18 protein-coding genes and 2 pseudogenes are annotated in these 21,879 nt (G+C 42.9%); 11 read left to right on the top strand and 9 right to left on the bottom strand.

Annotated elements, in window-relative coordinates:
• Positions 1-151 precede the first annotated feature (151 nt).
• The 6 genes from KHS78_RS21580 to KHS78_RS21605 all read left to right on the top strand — a co-directional run bounded on the left by KHS78_RS21580 (position 152) and on the right by KHS78_RS21605 (position 5,463).
• Complete coding sequence (locus tag KHS78_RS21580) at positions 152-1,393, top strand: hypothetical protein (RefSeq protein ID WP_211831086.1); 1,242 nt, start codon at positions 152-154, stop codon at positions 1,391-1,393.
• 81 nt (positions 1,394-1,474) lie between these two features.
• Positions 1,475-2,667, top strand: a protein-coding gene (locus KHS78_RS21585) for an IS3 family transposase (RefSeq protein WP_211831087.1) whose coding sequence is annotated in 2 segments (ribosomal slippage) — positions 1,475-1,783 and positions 1,786-2,667 — 1,191 coding nt in all. Because the reading frame shifts where the segments join, the coding sequence is not laid out codon by codon here.
• 98 nt (positions 2,668-2,765) lie between these two features.
• Positions 2,766-3,485 carry a DUF4393 domain-containing protein gene (locus KHS78_RS21590; protein WP_211831088.1) on the top strand — a complete coding sequence of 240 codons (720 nt, stop codon included), beginning with the start codon at positions 2,766-2,768 and terminating at the stop codon, positions 3,483-3,485.
• 131 nt (positions 3,486-3,616) lie between these two features.
• The gene (locus tag KHS78_RS21595; protein WP_211831089.1) at positions 3,617-4,363 is read left to right on the top strand and encodes a DUF2971 domain-containing protein; all 747 of its coding nucleotides are present in this window, start codon (positions 3,617-3,619) and stop codon (positions 4,361-4,363) included.
• A gap of 112 nt (positions 4,364-4,475) precedes the next feature.
• The gene (locus tag KHS78_RS21600) at positions 4,476-4,862 is read left to right on the top strand and encodes a hypothetical protein (RefSeq protein ID WP_211831090.1); all 387 of its coding nucleotides are present in this window, start codon (positions 4,476-4,478) and stop codon (positions 4,860-4,862) included.
• Positions 4,863-5,016: 154 nt separating this feature from the next.
• Positions 5,017-5,463: an IS110 family transposase gene (locus tag KHS78_RS21605; protein WP_246506761.1), complete on the top strand. Its 447-nt coding sequence runs from the start codon at positions 5,017-5,019 to the stop codon at positions 5,461-5,463.
• A gap of 258 nt (positions 5,464-5,721) precedes the next feature.
• Here KHS78_RS21605 and KHS78_RS21610 read toward each other — a convergent pair whose 3' ends face one another.
• Together KHS78_RS21610 and KHS78_RS21615 are read right to left on the bottom strand one after the other, a co-directional pair.
• Positions 5,722-6,498 (bottom strand): C2H2-type zinc finger protein, encoded by a 777-nt coding sequence (locus KHS78_RS21610; protein ID WP_211831091.1) that lies wholly within the window; start codon positions 6,496-6,498, stop codon positions 5,722-5,724.
• A gap of 470 nt (positions 6,499-6,968) precedes the next feature.
• On the bottom strand, positions 6,969-7,556 hold the full coding sequence (locus KHS78_RS21615) for a hypothetical protein (RefSeq protein WP_211831092.1): 588 nt from the start codon (positions 7,554-7,556) through the stop codon (positions 6,969-6,971).
• 208 nt (positions 7,557-7,764) lie between these two features.
• Here KHS78_RS21615 and KHS78_RS21620 point away from each other — a divergent pair.
• Positions 7,765-8,453 (top strand): annotated as a pseudogene (locus tag KHS78_RS21620) (IS1 family transposase).
• Between the two features lie 48 nt (positions 8,454-8,501).
• Here the strand turns inward: KHS78_RS21620 and KHS78_RS21625 are convergent.
• The 4 genes and pseudogenes from KHS78_RS21625 to KHS78_RS22745 all read right to left on the bottom strand — a co-directional run.
• Positions 8,502-9,731 carry a hypothetical protein gene (locus tag KHS78_RS21625; RefSeq protein WP_211831093.1) on the bottom strand — a complete coding sequence of 410 codons (1,230 nt, stop codon included), beginning with the start codon at positions 9,729-9,731 and terminating at the stop codon, positions 8,502-8,504.
• A gap of 343 nt (positions 9,732-10,074) precedes the next feature.
• Positions 10,075-11,265, bottom strand: coding sequence for a hypothetical protein (locus KHS78_RS21630; protein WP_211831094.1), 1,191 nt, complete (start codon positions 11,263-11,265; stop codon positions 10,075-10,077).
• 336 nt (positions 11,266-11,601) lie between these two features.
• The gene (locus KHS78_RS21635; RefSeq protein WP_211831095.1) at positions 11,602-12,690 is read right to left on the bottom strand and encodes a hypothetical protein; all 1,089 of its coding nucleotides are present in this window, start codon (positions 12,688-12,690) and stop codon (positions 11,602-11,604) included.
• Positions 12,691-13,086: 396 nt separating this feature from the next.
• A pseudogene (locus KHS78_RS22745) lies at positions 13,087-13,218 on the bottom strand (IS30 family transposase); the annotation flags it as partial.
• Between the two features lie 376 nt (positions 13,219-13,594).
• On the opposite strand from KHS78_RS22745, the gene KHS78_RS21645 reads away from it, so the two are divergent.
• The 3 genes from KHS78_RS21645 (at position 13,595) to KHS78_RS21655 (ending at position 16,541) form a co-directional block, all read left to right on the top strand.
• A complete protein-coding gene (locus tag KHS78_RS21645; RefSeq protein ID WP_211831097.1) occupies positions 13,595-14,089 on the top strand; it encodes a hypothetical protein in 495 nt (164 codons plus the stop codon).
• 105 nt (positions 14,090-14,194) lie between these two features.
• Entirely contained in the window at positions 14,195-14,827 is a 633-nt protein-coding gene (locus KHS78_RS21650; protein ID WP_211831098.1) for a hypothetical protein, read from the top strand.
• Between the two features lie 415 nt (positions 14,828-15,242).
• Complete coding sequence (locus tag KHS78_RS21655) at positions 15,243-16,541, top strand: hypothetical protein (RefSeq protein WP_211831099.1); 1,299 nt, start codon at positions 15,243-15,245, stop codon at positions 16,539-16,541.
• Positions 16,542-16,804: 263 nt separating this feature from the next.
• On the opposite strand, the gene rlmF is transcribed toward KHS78_RS21655, so the two are convergent.
• The 3 genes from rlmF to KHS78_RS21670 form a co-directional block, all read right to left on the bottom strand.
• Entirely contained in the window at positions 16,805-17,800 is a 996-nt protein-coding gene (rlmF, locus tag KHS78_RS21660) for a 23S rRNA (adenine(1618)-N(6))-methyltransferase RlmF (protein WP_211831100.1), read from the bottom strand.
• A gap of 200 nt (positions 17,801-18,000) precedes the next feature.
• Positions 18,001-18,504 (bottom strand): M48 metallopeptidase family protein, encoded by a 504-nt coding sequence (locus KHS78_RS21665; protein WP_211831101.1) that lies wholly within the window; start codon positions 18,502-18,504, stop codon positions 18,001-18,003.
• Positions 18,505-18,751: 247 nt separating this feature from the next.
• Positions 18,752-20,065 (bottom strand): hemolysin family protein, encoded by a 1,314-nt coding sequence (locus tag KHS78_RS21670; protein ID WP_211831102.1) that lies wholly within the window; start codon positions 20,063-20,065, stop codon positions 18,752-18,754.
• Between the two features lie 472 nt (positions 20,066-20,537).
• Here KHS78_RS21670 and KHS78_RS21675 point away from each other — a divergent pair, with 472 nt between their 5' ends.
• On the top strand, positions 20,538-21,512 hold the full coding sequence (locus tag KHS78_RS21675) for an IS30 family transposase (protein ID WP_211831103.1): 975 nt from the start codon (positions 20,538-20,540) through the stop codon (positions 21,510-21,512).
• Positions 21,513-21,879 lie beyond the last annotated feature (367 nt).

A 21,879-nucleotide genomic window follows, 5' to 3' on the forward strand; every position in this document is an offset into this window, starting at 1 on the left:
GCTCATGCAGGTTCACAGTTTTGGGGTTGTTCAAAATATCCAGCTTGTAAAGCAGCCATCAGGCAAGGCACTTAACAAAAAATTCCAGCGGACACTCGCTCCGCTCGTGCAGCTGAATTTGGCGTTATAATTTTTAAGCTAGTGAGGAAGTATGGCTCTAAATTTAAAGTTTCAATTATCTAAGGGTAAAGGACTTGGAAAGGCAATTGTATTCCATGGTTTGGAGCATAAGATAGTTGTACATCCTACAATTCATGGCGAACCGATTTTAACGTCCCAAGCGTTTTATTACTTAGATCATCTTGACGCTGTTGCGGAAATCCGCTTCGAGAGAATGAATGATAGAATTAGCGATAGAAAAATCGAATACATCATAGATAACTATCTTTTTGCCTATAGCAAGAAAAATGATAATTCAAGAATGTCGACAAAAGTCACTGAACCGTTATATTGGTCAGAAGACTATACACAAATGCACTTGAATTATGACAAGCGAAGCACTGAGGCACTTGTACTTGATAAACACAACGATGATTCAGTTTTAAGTATTGATACGCTAGAAGAGAATGATAAAACAGATTTTAATGATTGGTGTTTAGTAAAGAACTATAGTGATGAAATCATTGAAGATTATACTTCAAAGATGAATAGCCTTATTCACAAGAAAATAATGATAAAAGTTCTACCCACTGAAGATCGTGATGGCTACTTTGGAAAAATGAGGCTTTTAAACTGTGATGATGGCTTACTAAACTACTATCAAGCTGAAATGCTTGACAGCAGATTTAGCCCTAGAGACATAGAACCTGATCAGGAACAAGTTATTCTAAAACCTTATCTTTCTGATGGGCAAGAAGCGTATATTTCAGTTGAATCATTATTTCTCGACAAACTTTACACTCCAATTCTTCTTTCATACTACTTTTCTGGCTTGAAAGAACTTAACCCTTTATTGAGTTATGTTGGCTTTTACAACGTACTCGAATACTACTTCGAAGAAGCACCAAACATATTACAAAAGAAGGCAAATTTTGAAAGAGAGCAGTTACAATGTGTTATTTCTTGGTTAAAGAGTGAGGAAGATATATCTGCATTTTTTAAAAGCAGAGGATCAGAATTTATATCAAATATCGAAAATGATATAGAAACATCATCTAGTGTAAATATTAAAGGTTTCAAAATAAGTGGCAGCACAGATTTAATTGTCGATTTATCAAATTGGCTGTACTCCATAAGATGTTCAATTGTTCATTCAAAGAAGAGCCGTAAAGGCTCCCCTACAAGTATTTTTGAGCCATATTCGGAAGAGTCAAGCAATATAAAACACTCACTCCCAATCATAAAATGGTTAGCAATAGCTTGCATTGAGAAAGACCAAGAGATTGGGAGTTAAAAAATTATAACAAGTATTTCAAATGGGACGTGAACTTCCCCCGTTTTAGTGGACATCAGAACCACTAGATCGGAGGCTGCCATGCCCGCCTATAAGACAGGTAAGAAAACTCGTCAGTACAGCAATGAATTCAAAGTGGGTGCTGTACTGATGTCCTGCAAACCCGACAGGCTAATAAAGGATGTTGCACAATCGCTGGACATCCATCCCTTTATGTTGTCCCGTTGGCGCAAGGAATACTTCGAGGGCAAGCTTGTGGCAGATAAGCGTAAGATACCGGCTGATCTCAAAGCCATTGAACGACCTGAACAGCCACCTGAATCTGATCGCCTGAAACAACTTGAACGGGAAAATGAGGCACTCCGTATGGAGAACGATTTCCTAAAAAAGTGGCAACGATTTCTTGCGGAACAACGGCGGAAAGGTTCTCGTTCATAAACGTCCATGGTCAACGCTTTGGCATTGTCTGGTTATGTAGGCGTCTTCAGGTTTCACCCAGTGGCTTCTATGCCTGGCGTAACAGAGCACCTTGCCAGAGAGTCCATAGGGATGCCTTTCTCAAGCAGCGTATTGCTGCATTGTTTGAGAGACATCGAGGGGTGTACGGCAGCCCACGTATTCATCAGGCACTACGTAAGGAAGGTATATTCATAAGCCGGAAACGTGTTGAACGCCTGATGAAAGAAGAGGGGCTGAGAGGCCGATGCGTCCGTGTTTATCGCCGGGCGCCCGGGCTGCATCGATTTTATCGGAACATTGCCAATATCCGGAAAGATCTGCCTAAACCAACAGCCCCCAATCAACACTGGGCGGCTGATGTCACCTATATCCGAGTTAAGGGAAAGTGGCAGTATCTCGCTGCGATACTGGACCTGTACTCTCGCCGTATCGTGGGCTGGTCACTTGCTAACCGCAGAACTGTCGAGTTAACCAGAGCTTCCATCATGATGGCCATTCGTAACCGGAAGCCACCTGAAGGGCTGGTATTCCACACGGATCGTGGTATCGAATACCGAGCCCATGAGATACAGGGCATACATAAACGCTATGGCATCATTCCCAGCATGAATCGTCCGGGACAATGTACTGACAACGCAGAGATGGAATCCTTCTTTCACTCGCTTAAAGCAGAACTGATAAAAGGCAGTCACTTTTATGGTGAGATGCATTTGCGAGATTGCATAGCGGGATACATCCAACACTTTTATAATCGGACTCGACTGCACTCGAGCCTTAATTATCAATCACCGGTAGAATACGAGGCTGCAGTTTAGCTGTAGACAGGTGTCCATTTTATCGGGGGAAGATCACGCCTACGGCGCACCTGATTTAGGCATTACACGTCTATATCAAATTATGGAGTATTAAATTCATGGGTTGGCTTGAAGATTTGGGTAAATCCTTACCTGTAGATAAGGCATATGATGATATTTGTCAGCCAGCAGCTCAGGAAGTAGGAAGTATCGCAAAATCTACCGTGAAGGCTGCAAGATTCATTCTTGCCCCTATAGACTATTTAGCGGCACAACAGGATAGGTTTCAAAAATTCCTAAAACGTGTAAGTGATAATGTTCCTGAAGAAAATTTTATTCCGGCACATCCTCAAATAGCTGGTCCAATTATGGACAATTTAAAATATATTGATGAAGATAATGTTATAGCAACATTATTCATTAACTTACTTTCCAGAGCAGTAGATAAAGAAAGAGTTAGTGAAGCTCATCCAGCTTTTGTGAATATTATTTCACAATTATCACCTGATGAAGCTCTTCTTATAAACTACTTATCGGACGCAGAAGCTAAACTTGTTCAAACTTCTGATTTTTATCGTCAAACCTCCACGTTTGGTCCAAGACGAACAGAATTAAATGATTTTCCAGTACAACAACTTGCTTATCCTGAAAACTATCTCTTGTATATGGATCATTTACATAGTTTGAATCTAGCTGGTATCTGGCAGGCTGGTAATCAAGACCCGATTATGTCTGGTGGTCAGCAAAGCGGAGTACGAATCACAAGTTACGCCCGGTTAACATGTTTTGGACATCTTTTTGCAAAGGCCTGTGTTGCAGGTGTCGTTTCAGAGCAATAAAAGACGTGTAATTTGGCGTTAAATCACCATACAAAATTGAGACTATGAGTACTATTTATCATTATTGTGACATTAATGCATTTTTCAACATACTAACTCATAAGAAACTTTGGGTGTCTTCATCTAACAATATGAATGATTATAAGGAGATAGACTGGTTTATTGAAAAAGTGTTTGTTGGGTTAAGAAATATTTTAAATGAAGAAAACCAAGAAACGATTAATAATTTCTGGGAACTTGCCCAGTTAAACCGCCCAATGCCATATATTACATGTTTCTCTAAAGATGGGGATAGTTTAAGTCAATGGAGGGCTTATGCTGATAATGGAACAGGGGTATGCATTGGTTTTGATCGTGAAAAATTCAATATTAAAAACCCATTTCCACACTTAACAGCAAATCATGGGTATAGTGATAATTTAGGACTCAATGATGTTGTTTATGATATGAGCCAACAAAAAAATGCAATTGACCATATCATTCAAGTTGTAAATTCGACAACTGGTATGAGTAAAGAACAATCTGCTTCACAACACCTTGAAGCTGTTATGTTCTTGAATAGAATGTCATACATTTCCAAGAACCCATCATTCGCAGAAGAGAAGGAAGTACGAATAATACATACACCGCTGATTACCGGAGACCATAAAAACAATGGAAGTAAATTCTACGGTAATGTTTCGGATGTAAAATATCGGGTATCTGGTGCAAAGTTGGTTTCATACTTTGAATTTGATTTCTCTGAGCATGTAGAACTGATAAACGAAATAGTACTTGGCCCAAAATGCGAAATATCTAACTTTGATATAGATATGTTCATCAGTACTTCAGGTTTAGGTAAGGTTCCATTTAGGTTCTCTGCAGCATCATACAGATGATTTAACAAAAAGTTCCAGTTCGTTCCGGGGCTTCGCCCCTCCACCCGACGACGCCGTCGGCGGCGCGGCTGAACTTGGCGTTATGATTTTCCGCAATAACTGAGAGAGTAGTATGAAGTATTTAACATTGTTTTTTTTAGCTGCATTAACTATAGGGTGCACTAGCGAAGTTGATAATGGATTTAAATTTATTGTTACTGGATCGCTATCAAAAAGTTTAACCCAAGATGAAATTAATGTCCTCAATAACTGTGTTGCCCCTAAAGTTAAAAACTTTGAGGAGCTAATTAAAAAGAATGCGAATATCAATCAACAATCTGCCAGTGTTCACACTGTAGAAGTAGTAAGTTATTTTGATAGTTCATTTAATTATACAGCAGACATTGTAATTAAACTTTTATATACCGCTAAAACCTATAAAGGCGATGAAGAGAGAGAGACGAAGTCTGGTAAAATTTATTGTGACTTTGAAGCCGCTGGTTTGAGTCAAAAATCATAGACATAATGACTCCCGCTGACCGGTAAGAGCTGGCCTCCGAATAAAACGCGGGCTAGCTTTCACCAGAGCCGCATCAGGCAAGCCTGAAAAATGATCGGACGACTGCATGGATGCAGAAGGTAGGGTGAAGCAGGAACCAGAACCGAGGCCAGCGATGAGTAAAGATAGCACCTTGTTTGTCGGACTGGATACGCACAAAACATCCATAGCCGTCGCCTATATCGGTAGTGAGCGTGAGGATAAGGTTCAGGATTACGGCACCATTGGTACATTACATCGGGATATTGACCGGTTGATCCGGCGACTGCAAAGCAAGGCACCAAAACTGTTCTTTGCCTATGAAGCGGGCCCTTGTGGCTACTGGCTCTATCGGTATCTAACCGCCAAAGGATTTCACTGCATTGTGGCTGCGCCTTCCCGGTTGCCAAAAGACAAAATCAAAACCGACCGACGTGATGCACGTACGATTGCACAAACCTTGAAGAATACAGACCTTGCACAGGTTTATATACCGGATATCGAAGATGAGTCCATGCGAATAAATAAGACACCCATAGACTTGACCCGCCACATCACTGGTCTACCTTTCTCCGGCCCCTGACTATTCAGAGCCGGAGAAATCATTGACTGTCCCCGCAAAAGCCTGATTGATGCCATCCCTACTCTGACGGCATGGCACACTATGTTCGTCGCGCTTTTCTCTATTGCAAGGATCGTTTGAACGCACAGACTGCATTTGGAAAAATATCGAACTACACCTCGATTCATGCCCGCCTGCAGAAGATTACCGCGTCATTCCCCCTATGTTCGGCCCGTCAATACCTGAATCCTTTCCGATACCTTAGCGCGCCTTTTAGTTTTATTGCTTTTTCATTTTTCGAGGCGGCTCATCACTCACTTCTATTTTAACTTGGGCCGCTACATAACCACTGACAGAGGGCATTGCAGTAGAAGGTTCATTCAATAACGGTTTTTCCAAAAATTCATCCAACTCGTCTGGTTTGATATAGTGCTCCTCTTGTACATGTTCATAAAAAGCAGGAGGACGATCATATACTTTCTGACAGAACTTACAGGTATACTGCCCTTTCAGGTTATGTGTGTATTTTAGATGATTTTTAATCTCTACATGTGAATTGAAGCAGCTCACATATGCACTAGAATCCATCGCACAGATATTACAGGTATACCGGCCATGCCTCCCACCGGTATGTGTATATTGCTTGTCTATGGGCTTTGGAATCCGTGCAGGTTTTATGTTTGAAAAAGAATGATAAAATACCCATTCAGCTGTTTTGTTTTTGTGTGGCTGCTCATCTTTAGGTGGCTCAAAATTATCATATAATGCTCGCCTTTGCCTTGCAGAATCAGAAGGACCCACTGAATAATTATGCATGACAGTAGCATTATATTTATCCACATCGCGATCCTGTAAGTCTGAACCAACGTCAGAAGGATCATATTCTGACTCTGTTATCGATATGGAACGAGTTCTACGCTCTATGTCTTCAATAACCTGAATATTTATTACGCCCTCTTCTGGTGAAGGACATTTTGCACGATGACTACATGTAGGTGAATCATCAGTTGATTGCCTTATTGTTGGCATCACTGTACATGCTGCTACGATCTCCATACACTCACTCTCATTAATTTCTCAAATACTACATAGGCAAGCCTTTTAATAAAAAGTTTTTATAAAATATAAAAAATAACAAAATTGTTATCAATTCAAACAAAAAGCTTTTTTGTAACGCTGAGATACTTAGTTCGTTACCGTATTATGCGCTATGACTACTCACGCCTTTAAGTCTGCCAAAAGCAACCGGGAGAGGGAGAACTATATGACACCTCTCACATGGAAAAGATTGACGAGCGGTTATCAGATGTAAATGGATAATCTCGAACACGTAAAACACGAGTCAATTAAGAAATTCGAAAAGTTAGAAAGTACGCCATCAGAACATATAAAAATTCAGCGCGAAGAATCTTAAAAAACACAAAACAATCTTCATGAGATAATTGGAAAGTTGAGCAGATAGCTCCTGAAATACTTTCTAATTCATTTCACTATTCGTCTCCGGAAGAACTGAGTGTCTTTTATTTCTAGCTTATTTTAATGGGCTGAATACCAGGAGAATCTTTATGTTTACTGCGCATATGATAATAGCAACGTGAGTGAGTAGTAAATTCTTCTCCACATAACGTGCATCTAAACAGCTTTCTCCCTGTATGCTGACTGGATACATGCTCTACTATATGGTGTCTGTGTTGCATTTTTTTTCCACAAAAATCACATTGATACCATTTATCCGGCGCTCGATGAAACCCTTCATCGAGTTCTAGCGCTTGCTTATTTGCCTCAGTGTCGCGCTCGGGATCTTGTGATAATGATTGACTGCCAGAAGATAATTCAAGAGGTACTGAAAGTATCGGCTCTACCTCAGTCGATACTGGCGAAAGCCTTTCTCTGAGAGTCATTTCAGGTGTAAGCATTCTCATGCCTGAATCTACTGCTGGCATAGTCGATACAGGAGAGAGATATTGCTCAAAAAAGGCATCTACGGTTCTTACAGAAGGATTTGCATAACCCAGCAAACACAGATGTTTTATGTTCTCCTCTATCATCTGTTGTGAAAAATCAGCAATTGGTGGTGTGGTTGATCTAGGTACTGACGACCCCGTACTTTCCATAATATTTTGTCCCTATCCTTAGAATGACATCTTCTTATGACAGACAGACCCAATGTCGAATGATTCATTAATGGTTAATGCTGTAAACACGTTTGTTAGTAGCAAAATAAATAAGACACCCATAGACGGTAATGCCGCCAATGCGTTGATTGCGAATACAGATCACAGATAGAACCGGTATATTGCTGTCGTTTCATCTGTAGGTTCTATGGCAAAGATTGATGTTGTTTGTGCCCATTGTAATGGTACCAAAGCTGTTGTGAGAAACGATAAAGCGCCCTCAGGTCTGCAACGTTAACTCTGTCGTGACTGCAAGCACAGCTTTCAGATCGAGTTAATCTACAAGGCGAATCAGTCAGGAACCCATGAGCGGATTATCGACATGGCAATGAATGGTACAGGGGTAAGAGACACGGGGCGAGTACTCAATATCAGTCCAAACACCGTATCCCGCCATTTAAAAAACTCTCTCCCCAACAAGTAACAAGCCATCCCTTCGAGAAGGCCAGGGTAGAGCTACTCTGTGAGATGGATGAGCAGTGGTCTTTTGTAGGGAACAAGCGGAATCAGCGGTGGCTGTTCTATGCTTGGGAGCCACGCTTCAAACGGGTCATACGAAGGACTGAGTCTACACTCCAATCACTGCTCAGACTCCTTGAACCTTATAGTTTCAGCTTTTACTGTACTAATAACTGGAGTTCTTACACCTCACACCTGCCGGAGAATCGTCATGTTATTAGTAAGTTGTTCACGCAAATAATTGAGAGAAACAATCTGACGTTACGTACACGCTAAAAAAGGCTGATCAGAAAAACGATTTGCTTTTCCCGCTCGGAGGAGCTTCACGATAAAGTCATTGGTGAGTTTATCTCTCGCACTCACTATCAACGTGTTTGAGGCATTACCAGCCATCCAGAAAAAAGGCACAAAAGAATCCCGTTAAATTTATTTTTTCTCTTGTGATGATGCTAGATGCGGTGACATATTGAGAAAATATTTAGTGATACTGGTGACCAACATTACTTTATCTTTCCAGGGTGCTTTCAAGCCTGAAGCTACATCTCCACAGGTTTTAACTAGCCAGTTTACAAAGTCACTTCTTGATGGATTACTTAATAAGCTGAGTCGCCCATCACCATTATATCTAGCAACAAATTGATAGGCTCCCTGACCAAAAGCCTGCCCATCTTGTGCAACCCCCATGCCCGCAGTGCCATTTTGTAATATATTATCGATGTTTGAGTACTTGCAGGTAGCTGCCATCATGAAAGCTTGGAATGTATGATTTATCAAACTTGCTTTAACGAAACCAGTTGTTGCTTTAACATTCTGCTCTGCCTTATCAAGCACAGGTTTGGCACGCTTATATAAGCTATCTATAGCGCTTTCATACATTTTGTGCTTAAGCTGCTCTGGAATTAGGCGCTCTGAATCCTCAAGCATCAGGGAAAAAAGTGCTGCACGATAAACGATCTGTTCAGCACTATTAAAATGTTGGACTTCTATTAGGTCTCCTATACTTAATCCATGCTGTGTCATAGCGTCTTCGATGTGCTCCTTAATTAAAGGGATATACCGACGCTGAATAAAAGAACTGACTTCACTTGGGGTTTTAAATTTCTCGGACTCATCGAGTTCAGCATGAACCCTCCCTTGGATTTGCTCTCTAAAATTTAAATATTGATGGTAATAATCAGAACCCGACAATTCTGTTGCTGGGCTAGCTATTCCGAATGTACGTTCTAATGTTTGGACCTCTTCAGCAAACCGTTCAAAATAAGATTTAATAACGTCCTGCGACTGCCTATCACTATGAGAATATTTTCGATCTCCAATGGGCGAGGACATGGGGCATGAACCTGGATATTTATCTTTCCCACTTGATTTAGAGCAGACAGCCGGGCTTCTTGATTGATGTAATGTTTCTTTTTCAAGCTTTATACGCTTACTACGAAGAACAGATGGATCAGTTGCTCCTTCACAGACTGTATCAGTCAATATTGGTGTTTTGCGCTTTGCAGGCGCTCTTTGGACAACTGCATGATCAACAGTTCGACCAGTCCTGAGCGAGGACTTGTCTTTCTTCTGATAGCAACAAGACGACTGTTTGCTACTATAGTGGGCCTCTCTCAGCGGAGGTCTTGAGAGCTTGGAGGATAAGTATCCATAATCCATGATAATTACTTCCTATAATATAGTTTCAAAAAGTATTTGCACAGCATAAGGCAGCAGACTCAGGTGCTGCTGATTCAATCAATAAGCTATTGACCTTTAATTTAGAGATTTGTTCCATATTTTTTTATCAAGTGTGGAAGTCTGCTTTAGCTGTTTTCCAGATCCAAATAAATCGTACCCCCATATACTTGACCTGCTATATCCCAGGGCTGCCTTTCTCCGGCCTCTGAATATTCAGATCCGAAAGATCCATGACCTGTGCCCCCCGCAAAGCCTGATTTATCCCACCAGTACACTCTATTACCACTACTTGACCACTAGTCTAATAATTTCTCTGACAATGCTATGGAAGCCGCTTACCGTTACGCCGGTCATTGATATGCTTAATAAGATGCTCATCTTTCATTCCATCATCAAACGATGCTCCGCAATAACCTGAATCGCTATTATCCACAAAACAAAAATCATGCCCTCCCAATGAGGTAACATGTTCTTTTTTCATGTGCGATAGACATTTCTCAAGATTTCCGTATTCATGGGAACAGTGTAATGAGCCGCAATGGATTAGACTCTTTATCCGAAAAGGCTCATTACTATTTTCTGACTGCTGTGTCACCTGTACTGACGCTCCCCCCGCTTCGTACTCAGAAGGCTGTGTGACTGTATCTTGTTGCTTTTTTACGCTTTGAGCACCTAATGAGCGAACAGCTGATAGGGTTTGAGGCGCCGAAACTGTTGCTACAGATGAATTAAGCAGGGAGTTATGCCGGTAAGCTAACGCAATCAATCCTGATTGAGCTAGCGGCCCTATTGCATCAGACAATGTTGGCATCACCGCTAAAGATGACAACTGTAATTGTCCGGGCAATGATCCCTGTAGAGATTGCTGCGCCTGTGGGGATTGCTGTGCCCGTGGAGATTGCTGGAACTGCGGGCATAGCGCAGCCTGTGGAGATACCAATGCCCCCTGAAGTCGCACTACCGATTGAGACTGCGAGACCAGTGGTGGCTGCACCACCTGTGAAAGCGGCAATATCTGTGGCAATTGCAATACCCGAGGAAACCGGACTACCGGATGAGACTGTAATATCGGTTGGGACTGAGCAGATAATACTGTCGTAGACGTTACTGCTTTTCTTCTCTTTGTAACTCGAGTTCCTCCTTCATCAGCCCGGCTTCTTTTGATAGGCTCCGCTCTCATATCACGTATCTGTTGACTAGTGGGGACACAAAAACCATGGGCATCACGAAGATGGCTTGGAAACCCATCCATCTCCACTTCACAACCGCAATGCCGTGGCTTTCCCGCGCCATTCTTGCATTCAACAAGACAGACAATGTATTGATTACTTAATTTCCCTGTATGCATAGCCAGACAATGCATTAAGTAGGTACCAGGCTGATCCACTTTGAACACAGACCGGCAACCATAAGAACCACACAGATACTTTTCTGATGCTTCGCTGGATGTGCCAGGTTGAGAATGAGCCACGTCAGGATTGGGTGTTGATGACAGCACTTTCGATCTATCCATTAGGCGTCCACTAATGTGATAATGACCAAATAGCGTAACGTTATAGTTTTAGGTCATGTCTTTCCCTGACCGGGCTGTTGTATGTACTGACAATGAGCATTCCGCCCTGTATCGTTCACTGCTGCAAGACATCAGCTGGAACGTGCGCTGTCTGAATGAGCATCTGCCGCGTGAGATAAACAAAGAAGACGGATGAAAAAATAGAAAAAGCACACCATCAAATTTAGCACTAAACGACTGGCATGCTTTATTCCTTAACTCTAATCTCCAGATTCATAGAACCATCGCAAATGGTCAAAGAGCCAATACCTTAACTGGCTTTTCGTCACCAATCATTTAATTCTCAACAATACATCCAGACGCATCGACTTTAATTGATGCAGCATTACACTGATGGATAGAAATATCATGATCAGCCATTAACTCCCTGATGACAGATCTGCCATCATACATCTGATTCAGCGTAATCTCATGACTATACTCTGTGATATTTGAAGCCCCATGCGCAATGATCAACTTGCGCTCTTCTCCCTTTTCCCCTTCCAAAAAATCCATCAAAACATTTTTTGCCATAACGGTGCTACCATCTTCCTGCTTCACTGTCTGCTCAAGATGACTACCTGGCACATGCATCATCTGACGACGTTTATAGATACCCTTTTCCTTATCAAAATCTGAGAGCAATATAAAAGAAGAACAATAGGACATACCTTCCGTGAATAACACACCACTACCACTCGCGTTTTTTGACTCACCCATTTTAACTGTAACTATCTGCCCCTTCTCTTTGCCTGTACGCTGTACAACATTATGATGAAGCGTTGTAATGGCATCCAACAGTTTGACGAGTCTCTCTCTTATTTTTTTTCCACTAAAATTTTTCTTAAAAAACACCTTAACCTTTGGGTTATGCAATTTAATCCGACACCTTCTTTTTCCAAGCCGGCGGCGTTTATCGATTCGACGCCTGCTTCTATGCCTCTGCCGGACAGGTGCATCACTCGACTTTTTTAGTTGCGCACCTATTTCAATCGGTTCATATAACGGCTCAGCAAGCGAAGATGCTGATGACTCTATTCCAATAACAGTCTGACCCGCTTCATTTTTACCTTTGAAAACCTGGTATTCTGTCATTGAATCAAGATCCGCACAGCTCTTTTTCTTCTTGCTCTCTGGAAGGTCAAGCTCAGCATATTGAATGTTATATTCACTTAATCGAGTAACACCATTTTTGCTTTTAGCCATCATGGTTTGAAAATATTTTCCAGCGAGGTATTGCTCTTCCCGCTTAGACGTTGAGCACCGTTTCACACCTCTAAGAGCATATTCTGACGTGCCAACATTACGCCTCTTTGCTTGGCGAATGGGTTTTCGATTGTAATGTAACGGCTTAGGCGGAACAACTGGACGCATATTAGCTTTCATGAGAATCTCCATTACTTTTTGTTGTTATTTTGAAAATAAGATATTTTTTATATCAACATAACCATATACAGGGGATATAAACGAGTCTTCTAGACAAAAGCATTATGCTTAGACTTTACTCGCATCATGTTAACAAATAGCAACGTATAGAACGCCCATAAATGGACGTATCTATTTATGGGCGTCCTATTCTCGCTGAAAAACGAGAATCCTACAAAAATCATCGCAGATCCTCTCTGGATTCTTAAGGATTTAAAAAATATATAGGACTATAGTGGACCCCATAAACTTGACCCGCCACAGCACGGCTCTACCTTTTTCCGGCCCCTGGCTATTCAGAGCCGGAGAAATCATGGCCTTACCCCCTATAATGGTGCGACTGACGGTCAATCCTAATGAATGGGGCTTTAGGAAATAGATGTCTGCATTAATGGCCTTTGATACAAGCGTGTGCATGGCAAACTCGCCATCGTTATCCAGCGTGACAGTCTTTGCTCCATGCGCACGATTCAGCATCTCCATCATCTTCTTGGTGAAAATCATTTTCGGGATAATGAATGATTGTTCATTATAACTAACCATTACATCCAATCAATATAACAAAAGTTATTTAATAAAGAACACAACATATAAAAAAAACTCATACCTCCAACACATACGTTATTGGAGGTATCAATGCATCAACTCAGAACATCTACGTTTCCAGTCGTCATTTCAACACCCGACAACGAAAAAGCATTCTACCGCTGTAGATCAAATAGTTTACCTGACGATTTATTAAGCGAAACAAACCGACGAAAAACAACAGCAGCGCCGATCAAACGTATTAAGAGCGAACTCAACCTAGTCCAAAAATATGAAAGCGGACGACAACCACTTACTCATAAGACGGGGTATTTAAAAGATGAAAGAATTAACCGAAGCCATTAACAACTTATCCAGTGAAAACCATGAATATCATCATAATGTAAAAAAGTTAAAACAAGCAATATCCATTAAAAGACCGTGGAGAGCACTAAACCCTGACGCTACCAAATTCCCCAGAGATGCCATTGATCGTTTCAGGGAAACCATTGAGATAGAAGCCATGGCCATTTGCCGGCCAATTGAGGCTTTTCCTGAAGATCCATCTACCTTTGACTGGAATGCAAAAGAAAATGAACACTGCCGGAAAACCATAGAATCAACACAACAACTCTTTCAGTACTTCAATAACAGAAGCTGTACATTTATTGATGCCGCAATCCTCACATACGATCTCTTTCATTCAGCATACAACGACACGCTACAATTGTTACATGGCCAACTGTGCGAACTTAACATTAGACCTACACAACAAACCAAAAGATTGGATATTCAGATCCCGTACAGAAAAAAAACCACACTCTTTGCAGGCTAGGAATATTTACACAGGCTGCTACCCGACATCACTCCGGAAATAGAGAACTTACATCCAAACCTGGTCAGTATAATTTCCAATCTGGAAGAAATCATTTCAGGAAGAATGAATATTTACTTTTCTTTATCACGCGAAGGCTACCAGCGTTTATGCGACTATATTCTGGCTAATGGCGCTACAGACGTTATAGAGGTTATGGCTGGAACAGGATATACCGCAGCACATATTCAGCAATCCGTATTGACGGTCAATGCATGCGACAATCATCCTAGAAAAAGAGGCATTTTCTTTCCCGTAAAACAGGCTGATGCCATCCAGTTTATTGAAGAAATAGCCTGCAGAAAAATCCTCAAAAATACTGCCCTGTTAATTTGTGCACCTCCGCCGCGAGCAAGAACCTCAGACGGTGTTCAAGACATTGCACATTATATTGCCAATTTATACAAAGCCTCCCACGACCTCGGTGTAAAGTTTGTCATTTTATTTAGCGAATGCTGCGACGAACAGGTATTCCATCGTAAAGACCTTCTTAGCAATGAACGCATTATGCTGAAAGCACTCCCTCCACTACCTGATGGCTTGCTGGCAGATGCCGGTGAATTTTCGGGCACAGCCAAGGCATTTCAGATTATTCCGCTAGTGCCGGAACAAGCCGAAGGCGCCTCAAAATCTGACCCAGGGATTCGTATATATATTGGAGATGATCCCGAGGATATCATCCAGATAGATCGCCCATAAAAGACAGAAATAAAAAATAAATAGGACACCTACAGAGCAATCATGACAAGTCCGCCAAAAAGCCTGATGATACCACCAACACACCCTACAATCAGAGCATGGGCACCCTGTGTTCATCGAGATTTCTTCTATGGTAAGGAGCATGTGATTATGCGCACCGCAATCAGAGGATCGTTGATCCATGTAACACGCTGGCTTCAGGGGCTATTCAGCAGTGCCTGCTAATATCACAGTTAGCCCGACAGGCTCCGTCCGTTTTTTCAATTTCCGGTAGATCTTCTAACTTATATCATTCGCTATCGCCTAAGCACCACCCGCTGTTGAATTCTTTCGCCGCTTGCTATGCGGATTTCCATATGAACTTTTTGGTGCATGATGAGTCTATAAGTAATATTTTTTACTGAGGTGGTGACATATGGAAAACATTAGTGAACAGCCGGGAAGTTCCAGCAGTGCAAGAATGGATTCTGAAAGCCGCCAAGCTGTTTCAAGCAAAAAAACAATTACCCCTAAGAAAATTGAGCAGAAAAAATGTACGCCAGAGATACCTGTTAGCAGAAGACATATATGCTTTGTTATGAGTACATTTATTGATAACGAAGGAAGACATCCTGATAATCAATCAGAACTACAAAAGTATCAATCTCTGAAAAAATATTATAGAGATGAATTATTCAAAGGGATTTTATTTTCACTGCATGACAATTTCAGACTTGTAGAACCAGCCGTTAAGGATAGCGAAGGTGCTGCCATTGGATACTTTGATGAAAGAAGTGAAATATATATCAGAGATCCTGTCGTGTTTTTAACCTGTAAAAATAAGCATCTTGCTCTATATAGTGCATACTATGAAAAAGAAACACTCGCTATTTTTAATGCCGTTCATGCTATACCTTCCTGCCCAGAAATTGTAAAAATTGAAATAGATGCACGTGTAGATGGTGGAAACGTGATTTATTCCCCCTCAAAATGCTTACTATTACACGGCAATAACCTTGGTGCGGCGTTCAAGGATGGAGACCCTAAATGCACACTAGCAACAGAGAAGCTCGAAGAAAAAATGCTAACATTGGGTGTTCGTGTTCTAGGCCTCAATCCCAATGTGCACTTTTACAGAATGGCTATAAAAAGAACTTTTTTTCATCTTGATTGTTTTATGCACCAGCTTCCCGATGGAAGATTACTGATTATGAATAATAAGTTACTACGTAGTGATAGCTTCGAACTGTTAAAAAAAGAATGGGGGGATAGCCTAATTGATTTAGGTCTTCCTCTGATTGACCTAAAAAAAATACCACCAATGAATTTATTGTCATTTGAAAGCAAAGAAGGGACTATCATTATTTGTAATAATTTGTACGAAGTTTTACTTAAAAGCCTGACGACCTATGGAAAAGTGATAACTATCCAAAATTTAGATAGTCGCTCATCAAGATACGACGCAAAACTGAGTCAAAGTGTAGCTGAATATTTGACCCACGAAGGTTTTATTGGTGTTAATCCTTTCACACTATTACAAACACTTCCATTACGGCGAGACTATTTAGTCAGAGTGGATAAGGACTATCAACGTTTTGATCAGTCGCATTATTCGAAGGTCCCAGATTTTGTCGGGGGACTAGACAGTGCATTGAGCCAAAGCACGCTAGATTTCAAAGTTGAAGATGGCGGACCACACTGTCTGACTCAAGAAATCATAATCACCCAAGCGTAAATCGAGAATAATATGACTATCACAAACGTGATTTCCAAGACAACTGATCCGACTTTCTCCAGCTTTTTAACATTCATATTCGGATGATTGCATGATAAACGTTCGAAAACGCCTTATTTAAACCTCCTGCACACCCTACTATCACTGTATGGCAAGGTGTACTCGTGAGGTTTAGCTCTACAACAACGATCACTGAGTGGTAAGGATTATGCAAACGCACTCAGTGAGTCGTTAGTCGTTGACTGGTTAATGTTATGGAAATCTTATCTGTTTGATACCCACTGCACCTGCTCTTCCTTCGTCAGAAAGCTCCACGCCAGAACACGACTGATTTTTTGCCCCTGCGCCATTTTGATCACCTGGATTTGTTTGGCACATCGCGCCTTTAACTGTCGCTTCAGGGGTTGAATGTTATCCCCCTTGGATACCAGGCTGGTGAACCAGCAGACCTGTTTCGCAAATTCGGCACTTTCTACAATCATCTGCTTTAAAAATCGAATCTCTCCCCCCTCGCACCATAGCTCTGCCTTTTGACCACCGAAGTTCAACGTTGGCGACGCCGTATCACGCTTTTTATCGCGGTTCAGGTTTTTCCATTTCCGCTCACTGCCAGCATTCGCTTCTGCCATAGAGGCGTGGAATGGTGGGTTGCAAAGGGTTGCATCGAAACGGTCCTGTTCTTTGATGATGCCCCTGAAAATACGACGACTATCCGGTTGTTGCTGTACGTTGATCCTGTTTTGCAGACAGGTATTCGTACTAACAATCACCCGCGCGGTTTTCACCGAGACAGGATCAATATCACTGGCGGTGAATTGCCAGCCATAACTTTGCGTGCCAATAATCGGATAGATGCAGTTAGCCCCCGTGCCAATATCCAGTACCTTAATGACGCTGCCCGTTGGTGGCTTCGGTTCATTGCTGTGGTGTGATGTAGCCAGTAAGTCTGCCAGGTAATGAATGTAATCTGCCCGCCCGGGAATCGGCGGGCATAAATACCCTGCCGGAATCTGCCAGTGTGTCACCTGATAAAAATGCGCCAGCAATGCCTTGTTCAGGCAAAGAACAGCCTGTTCATTACTGAAATCAATGGTGTCCTCCCCCCTGGGGTTTATTGTCAGGAAGGGCTTCAGTTCCGGCGTGGTTTTTGTGAGTTCAGCCAGCTTGTATCGGCCCTGATGCAGGTTGCGAGGGTGCAGTCCCGCCGGTGTTACTGGGGAGGACGTGGGTTTCCCCGGCCTTCTTTGCGGTTTTTTCACAATAGCTACAGCACTTCTTGCGTGAGTTCAGGTCAGTCAGGAGAGGTATTTTACAGGGTTGGGTAAGCAATGTTCAGCGAAAACTGGCGTTGGGTCTGATGATTGAATGTATTCAAAACCAATGGCCTGCCCCTGTCCATACTTGGGGAGGGGCTCCTAACGCAGCCTGCAATACGTATGAAAATCCGACTTAACGGGTGTCATCGCGAATAGATATCTCCAAACACTTCCAACTGTGTCATATAGAGACGAGTGTCTAGCTCCAGATGATGGTAGTTGGGTTCCATATGGCAGCATAACTGGTAAAACGATTTGTTATGATCAGCCTCTTTCAGGTGGGCCAGCTCGTGGACCACGATCATTTTCAGAAAGGCCTCCGGTGCATGTTGAAATAGTGCACCAATGCGGATTTCTTTCCGGGCTTTCAGTTTTCCGCCATGCACCATGGTTCGGGAAATATTCAAACCCAGTGCCTGATGCATCTGGCTGATTTTGCCATCAAACAGCACTTTGTTGAGCGGCGCTGACTTGCGAAGGTACTGGTTCTTCAAGGCCATCGTATAGTCATACAGTGCTTTGTTATTTCTTACGTCATGCTGTTCCGGATATTTATTCAATAACCATGCACCTAACCGGTCTTCGGTTATCAGATGCTGGGCCTGTTCAATAATGGGTTGAGGGTAATGGAGTAAATATTTCAACATTCCGTGGCGGTATCAGTCATGGGTAATGAATACCAGAAACTATCATAGAAACAAGAACACACCTATCAGGAAAAGATGACAAACATAAAAGGACATCCAACTAAATTTAAGAACAGAAACACGACACCCATAAAATGGCTCCCCTCCCTTACGGCGCTATCTTTCTCCGCCCTCTAATTGTTCAGCCTCAAATGAAATCCTGATTGTTCCGTTAGAACGCTAGACGAATCCCGGTATTGCTATCCGCTCAATTGACTCTGACGTTAACGCCACCCCTGCTTCGCCTCACCAATACCTTCTCAGGCCGGTTACCTTCCACCGACAGCAGAATGAATTGCCACCCTTCCCACTCGACCGATTCGCCGACCTTCGGCATGTCAGTCAGACACCACATCATCATACCGCTCAGCGTATGGTACCCACGCTTATGTTCGTCGGGTAAGGTATCCAGCTCCAGTAAGTCCCTGAGCACGAAAACCGGTATCAGTCCATCCATCGTCCAACTGCCATCCAGGTGTTGCTCAGACCAGTTATCCTCCGGAAGATGGGATTTAAACTCTCCCGTCAGCGCCTCCAGTAAGTCACCATGGGTCACCATCCCCTGCAGGTCACCATACTCGTCCACAACAAATACCAGGTGGTTATTGCACTGCCTGTAAAACTCCAGTAGTCGTGTACCACGCCAACTCTCAGGGATAAACACTGGCGGCTGTACTGCCGCCAGAATAGCCTCGTTATCCACCACGCCCGTTAACTTGATAGTCAGCAGTTGTCTGGCTGACAGCACCCCCAGCGGATTCTCCATATCGCCATCAATGACCGGGAATCTCTCATGCCCACACGCCAGAAGGCACTGTATGTTTTCATCAAGGGGTTTCCCGAGGTCGAAGGCCTTCATCTCGCTGCGTGGTGTCATTAACGAAGAGACTTTCCTGTCATCCAGGTGAAACACGTTACGCACCATGTCACGTTCCTGGGCATCTATGGCACCGCTACGTGACCCTTCTGCCATCAGGGCAATAATATCTTCTTCTATAATATTCTCTTCAAACTCACCACCACGCCTGCCCAGTAACCGCAAGACAAGATCCGTTGACCAGGCCAACAAAGAAACAAAGGGCTTGGAAAGCAGTGCCAGAAGACTTAACGGGCGCGCCATCATGCGGGCAAACAGTTCAGGGTTAAACTGAGCCAGTCGTTTTGGTACCAGTTCGCCAACGACAATGGATAAATAGGTGATGGCAATAACCACAATCACCGTAGATGCAGCGGATGCCGTTTTTGTTGAGATATCGAAGGAAGCCATATACTCAGCCAGCGGTGCCGCCAGTGCCGCTTCACCATAGATACCGTTCAACAGGCCGATGACCGTTATCCCGATCTGCACCGTCGATAAAAATCGCGTGGGCTCTTCACCCAGCCTGATCGCACTGGCAGCTCCCGCATCGCCTTTATCAGCCAACCGCTGAAGGCGACTTTTACGGGCGGATACCAGGGCAATTTCAGACATCGCGAACACGCCATTCAGCAGAATAAGCGCAATCAATATCAGCACATCCATGGACACACCTCTTGAATAATGCTGACCCGTTCCGGGGCTGCCATTTCATCAGCTTGATAGGGTTTGCCAGACTCGGCATGGGGATGCAGTCTGTTGTGGAAGCGAAACTATAGAGCTGGTTAATGGCATAATAAATGACTGTCTTCTCGTATTTCACCGCAGGGGTTTTCTGTGTATTGTTGTTCGTTTTTTCCCCACAGTCTTCTCAAGCATTTGCTCTCTGTTTATAAACAGAGAGCAAATAGGCTGTAAACGCCATCGGCAGCGATATGTCTTACACGGTTTTAGCCGTATTCACAGTGCACCCATAAACCTGACTTTCCAGATCACGGATATATCTCCGCCTTCTGGATGTACAGCCCCAAAGAGGTCATGCTGGGTTAATACAATAAGTGCAACAGAATGAAATTTGAGAAGTGAGGCAGCTGTCAGTAGATTTCCAAGTTGCCACATTCTGAAATGGATGTCTGGAATGAGCACTCAAACCAAACACTACAAACAGCTGACTCTGGGCCAACGATACCAGCTTCAGGCGATGCAGAAAAACGGACTGTCATTACAGGCTATTGCTGACACCCTGGGAGTAGACAAAAGTACCGTTAGCCGTGAATTAAAACGTAATTCCGGACCTGATGGTTACTGCCCTGAAACTGCTGAAAACAAGAAAACCGACAGAAAAAGAAATGCCCGCAAGGCAAAGAAACGAGATGAGCAGCATAAACAGATCGTTGCGAAAGGGTTGTCACTTGGCTGGTCACCAGAAAACATCAGTTGCCGTATGAAAATAGAGCTACCAGACAAGGCGATTAGTCATACGACGATTTATCACCTGATTGCTCAGGATAAGGTTAACGGCGGTACTCTGTACCAGGAGTTGCCCAGGTTCGGAAAAACACGCTGGAAAGATGGTAAACGCAAGGCGGGTCGCACATTGATACCGGATCGAAAGGATATTACTGAGCGTCCTGCTATCGTTGAACAGCGTGCACTTTCGGGTGATTGGGAAGGTGACACTGTTTATGGTCAAGATGCCCATCTGGTTACCCTTGTTGACCGTAAAAGCCGTCTCACATTGATCGGTAAGGTTGATAGCAAGAACGCTGACACCATTGCCAACAAGATGATTGAGATGCTGAAAAGGGTACATGGTGCAAAGACTGTCACGCTTGATAACGGTGGCGAGTTTGCCATGCACGCACGGGTATCAAAGGCCATTAATGCAGACATCTATTTCGCAAAGCCCTACGCCAGCTACCAGAGAGGAACCAATGAGAACACCAACGGGATTATTCGTAGGCATTGGCCGAAAAAGATGGCGTTTGGGCAACTCACAGTGAAGGAGGTAGAAGTAATGGAATTACAGATAAACAGTATGCCTCGTAAGGTTCTTGGCGGACTGACCCCAATTGAGGTCTATACAGGGAGGTCTGTTGCACTTATTGCTTGAATCCAGCCTTTACTTATTTAAAATAGATGGTCAGCTATTTTAAATAGCTTTGATCAGACTACAATAATGTTACATATACAAGAAATTTATACTGACCAACCAACATTCGTCATGGATGGATAATATTGACATGGATAGCTTCCACCCTAACTCAATAGTTTCAGCATCTCATTGCTGGAACACTAACGGCGACCTGGGCTTTTTCAAAAAACTCAAAAAAACAGCATCCGCTTTCTTTAACCTGATTACCACCTAACATAAGCCATTCTCCCGTCTAAACTTACGACACTGGTTTTCCTTGGGTTAGGAGACGTGTCATGGCCAGGAACAAAATCCAGTTTCAGAAAGGCATGAGCCTTGTGGAATT

It is taken from the genome of Kistimonas asteriae (assembly GCF_018263925.1).
In the GTDB taxonomy this organism is placed as follows: domain Bacteria; phylum Pseudomonadota; class Gammaproteobacteria; order Pseudomonadales; family Endozoicomonadaceae; genus Kistimonas; species Kistimonas asteriae.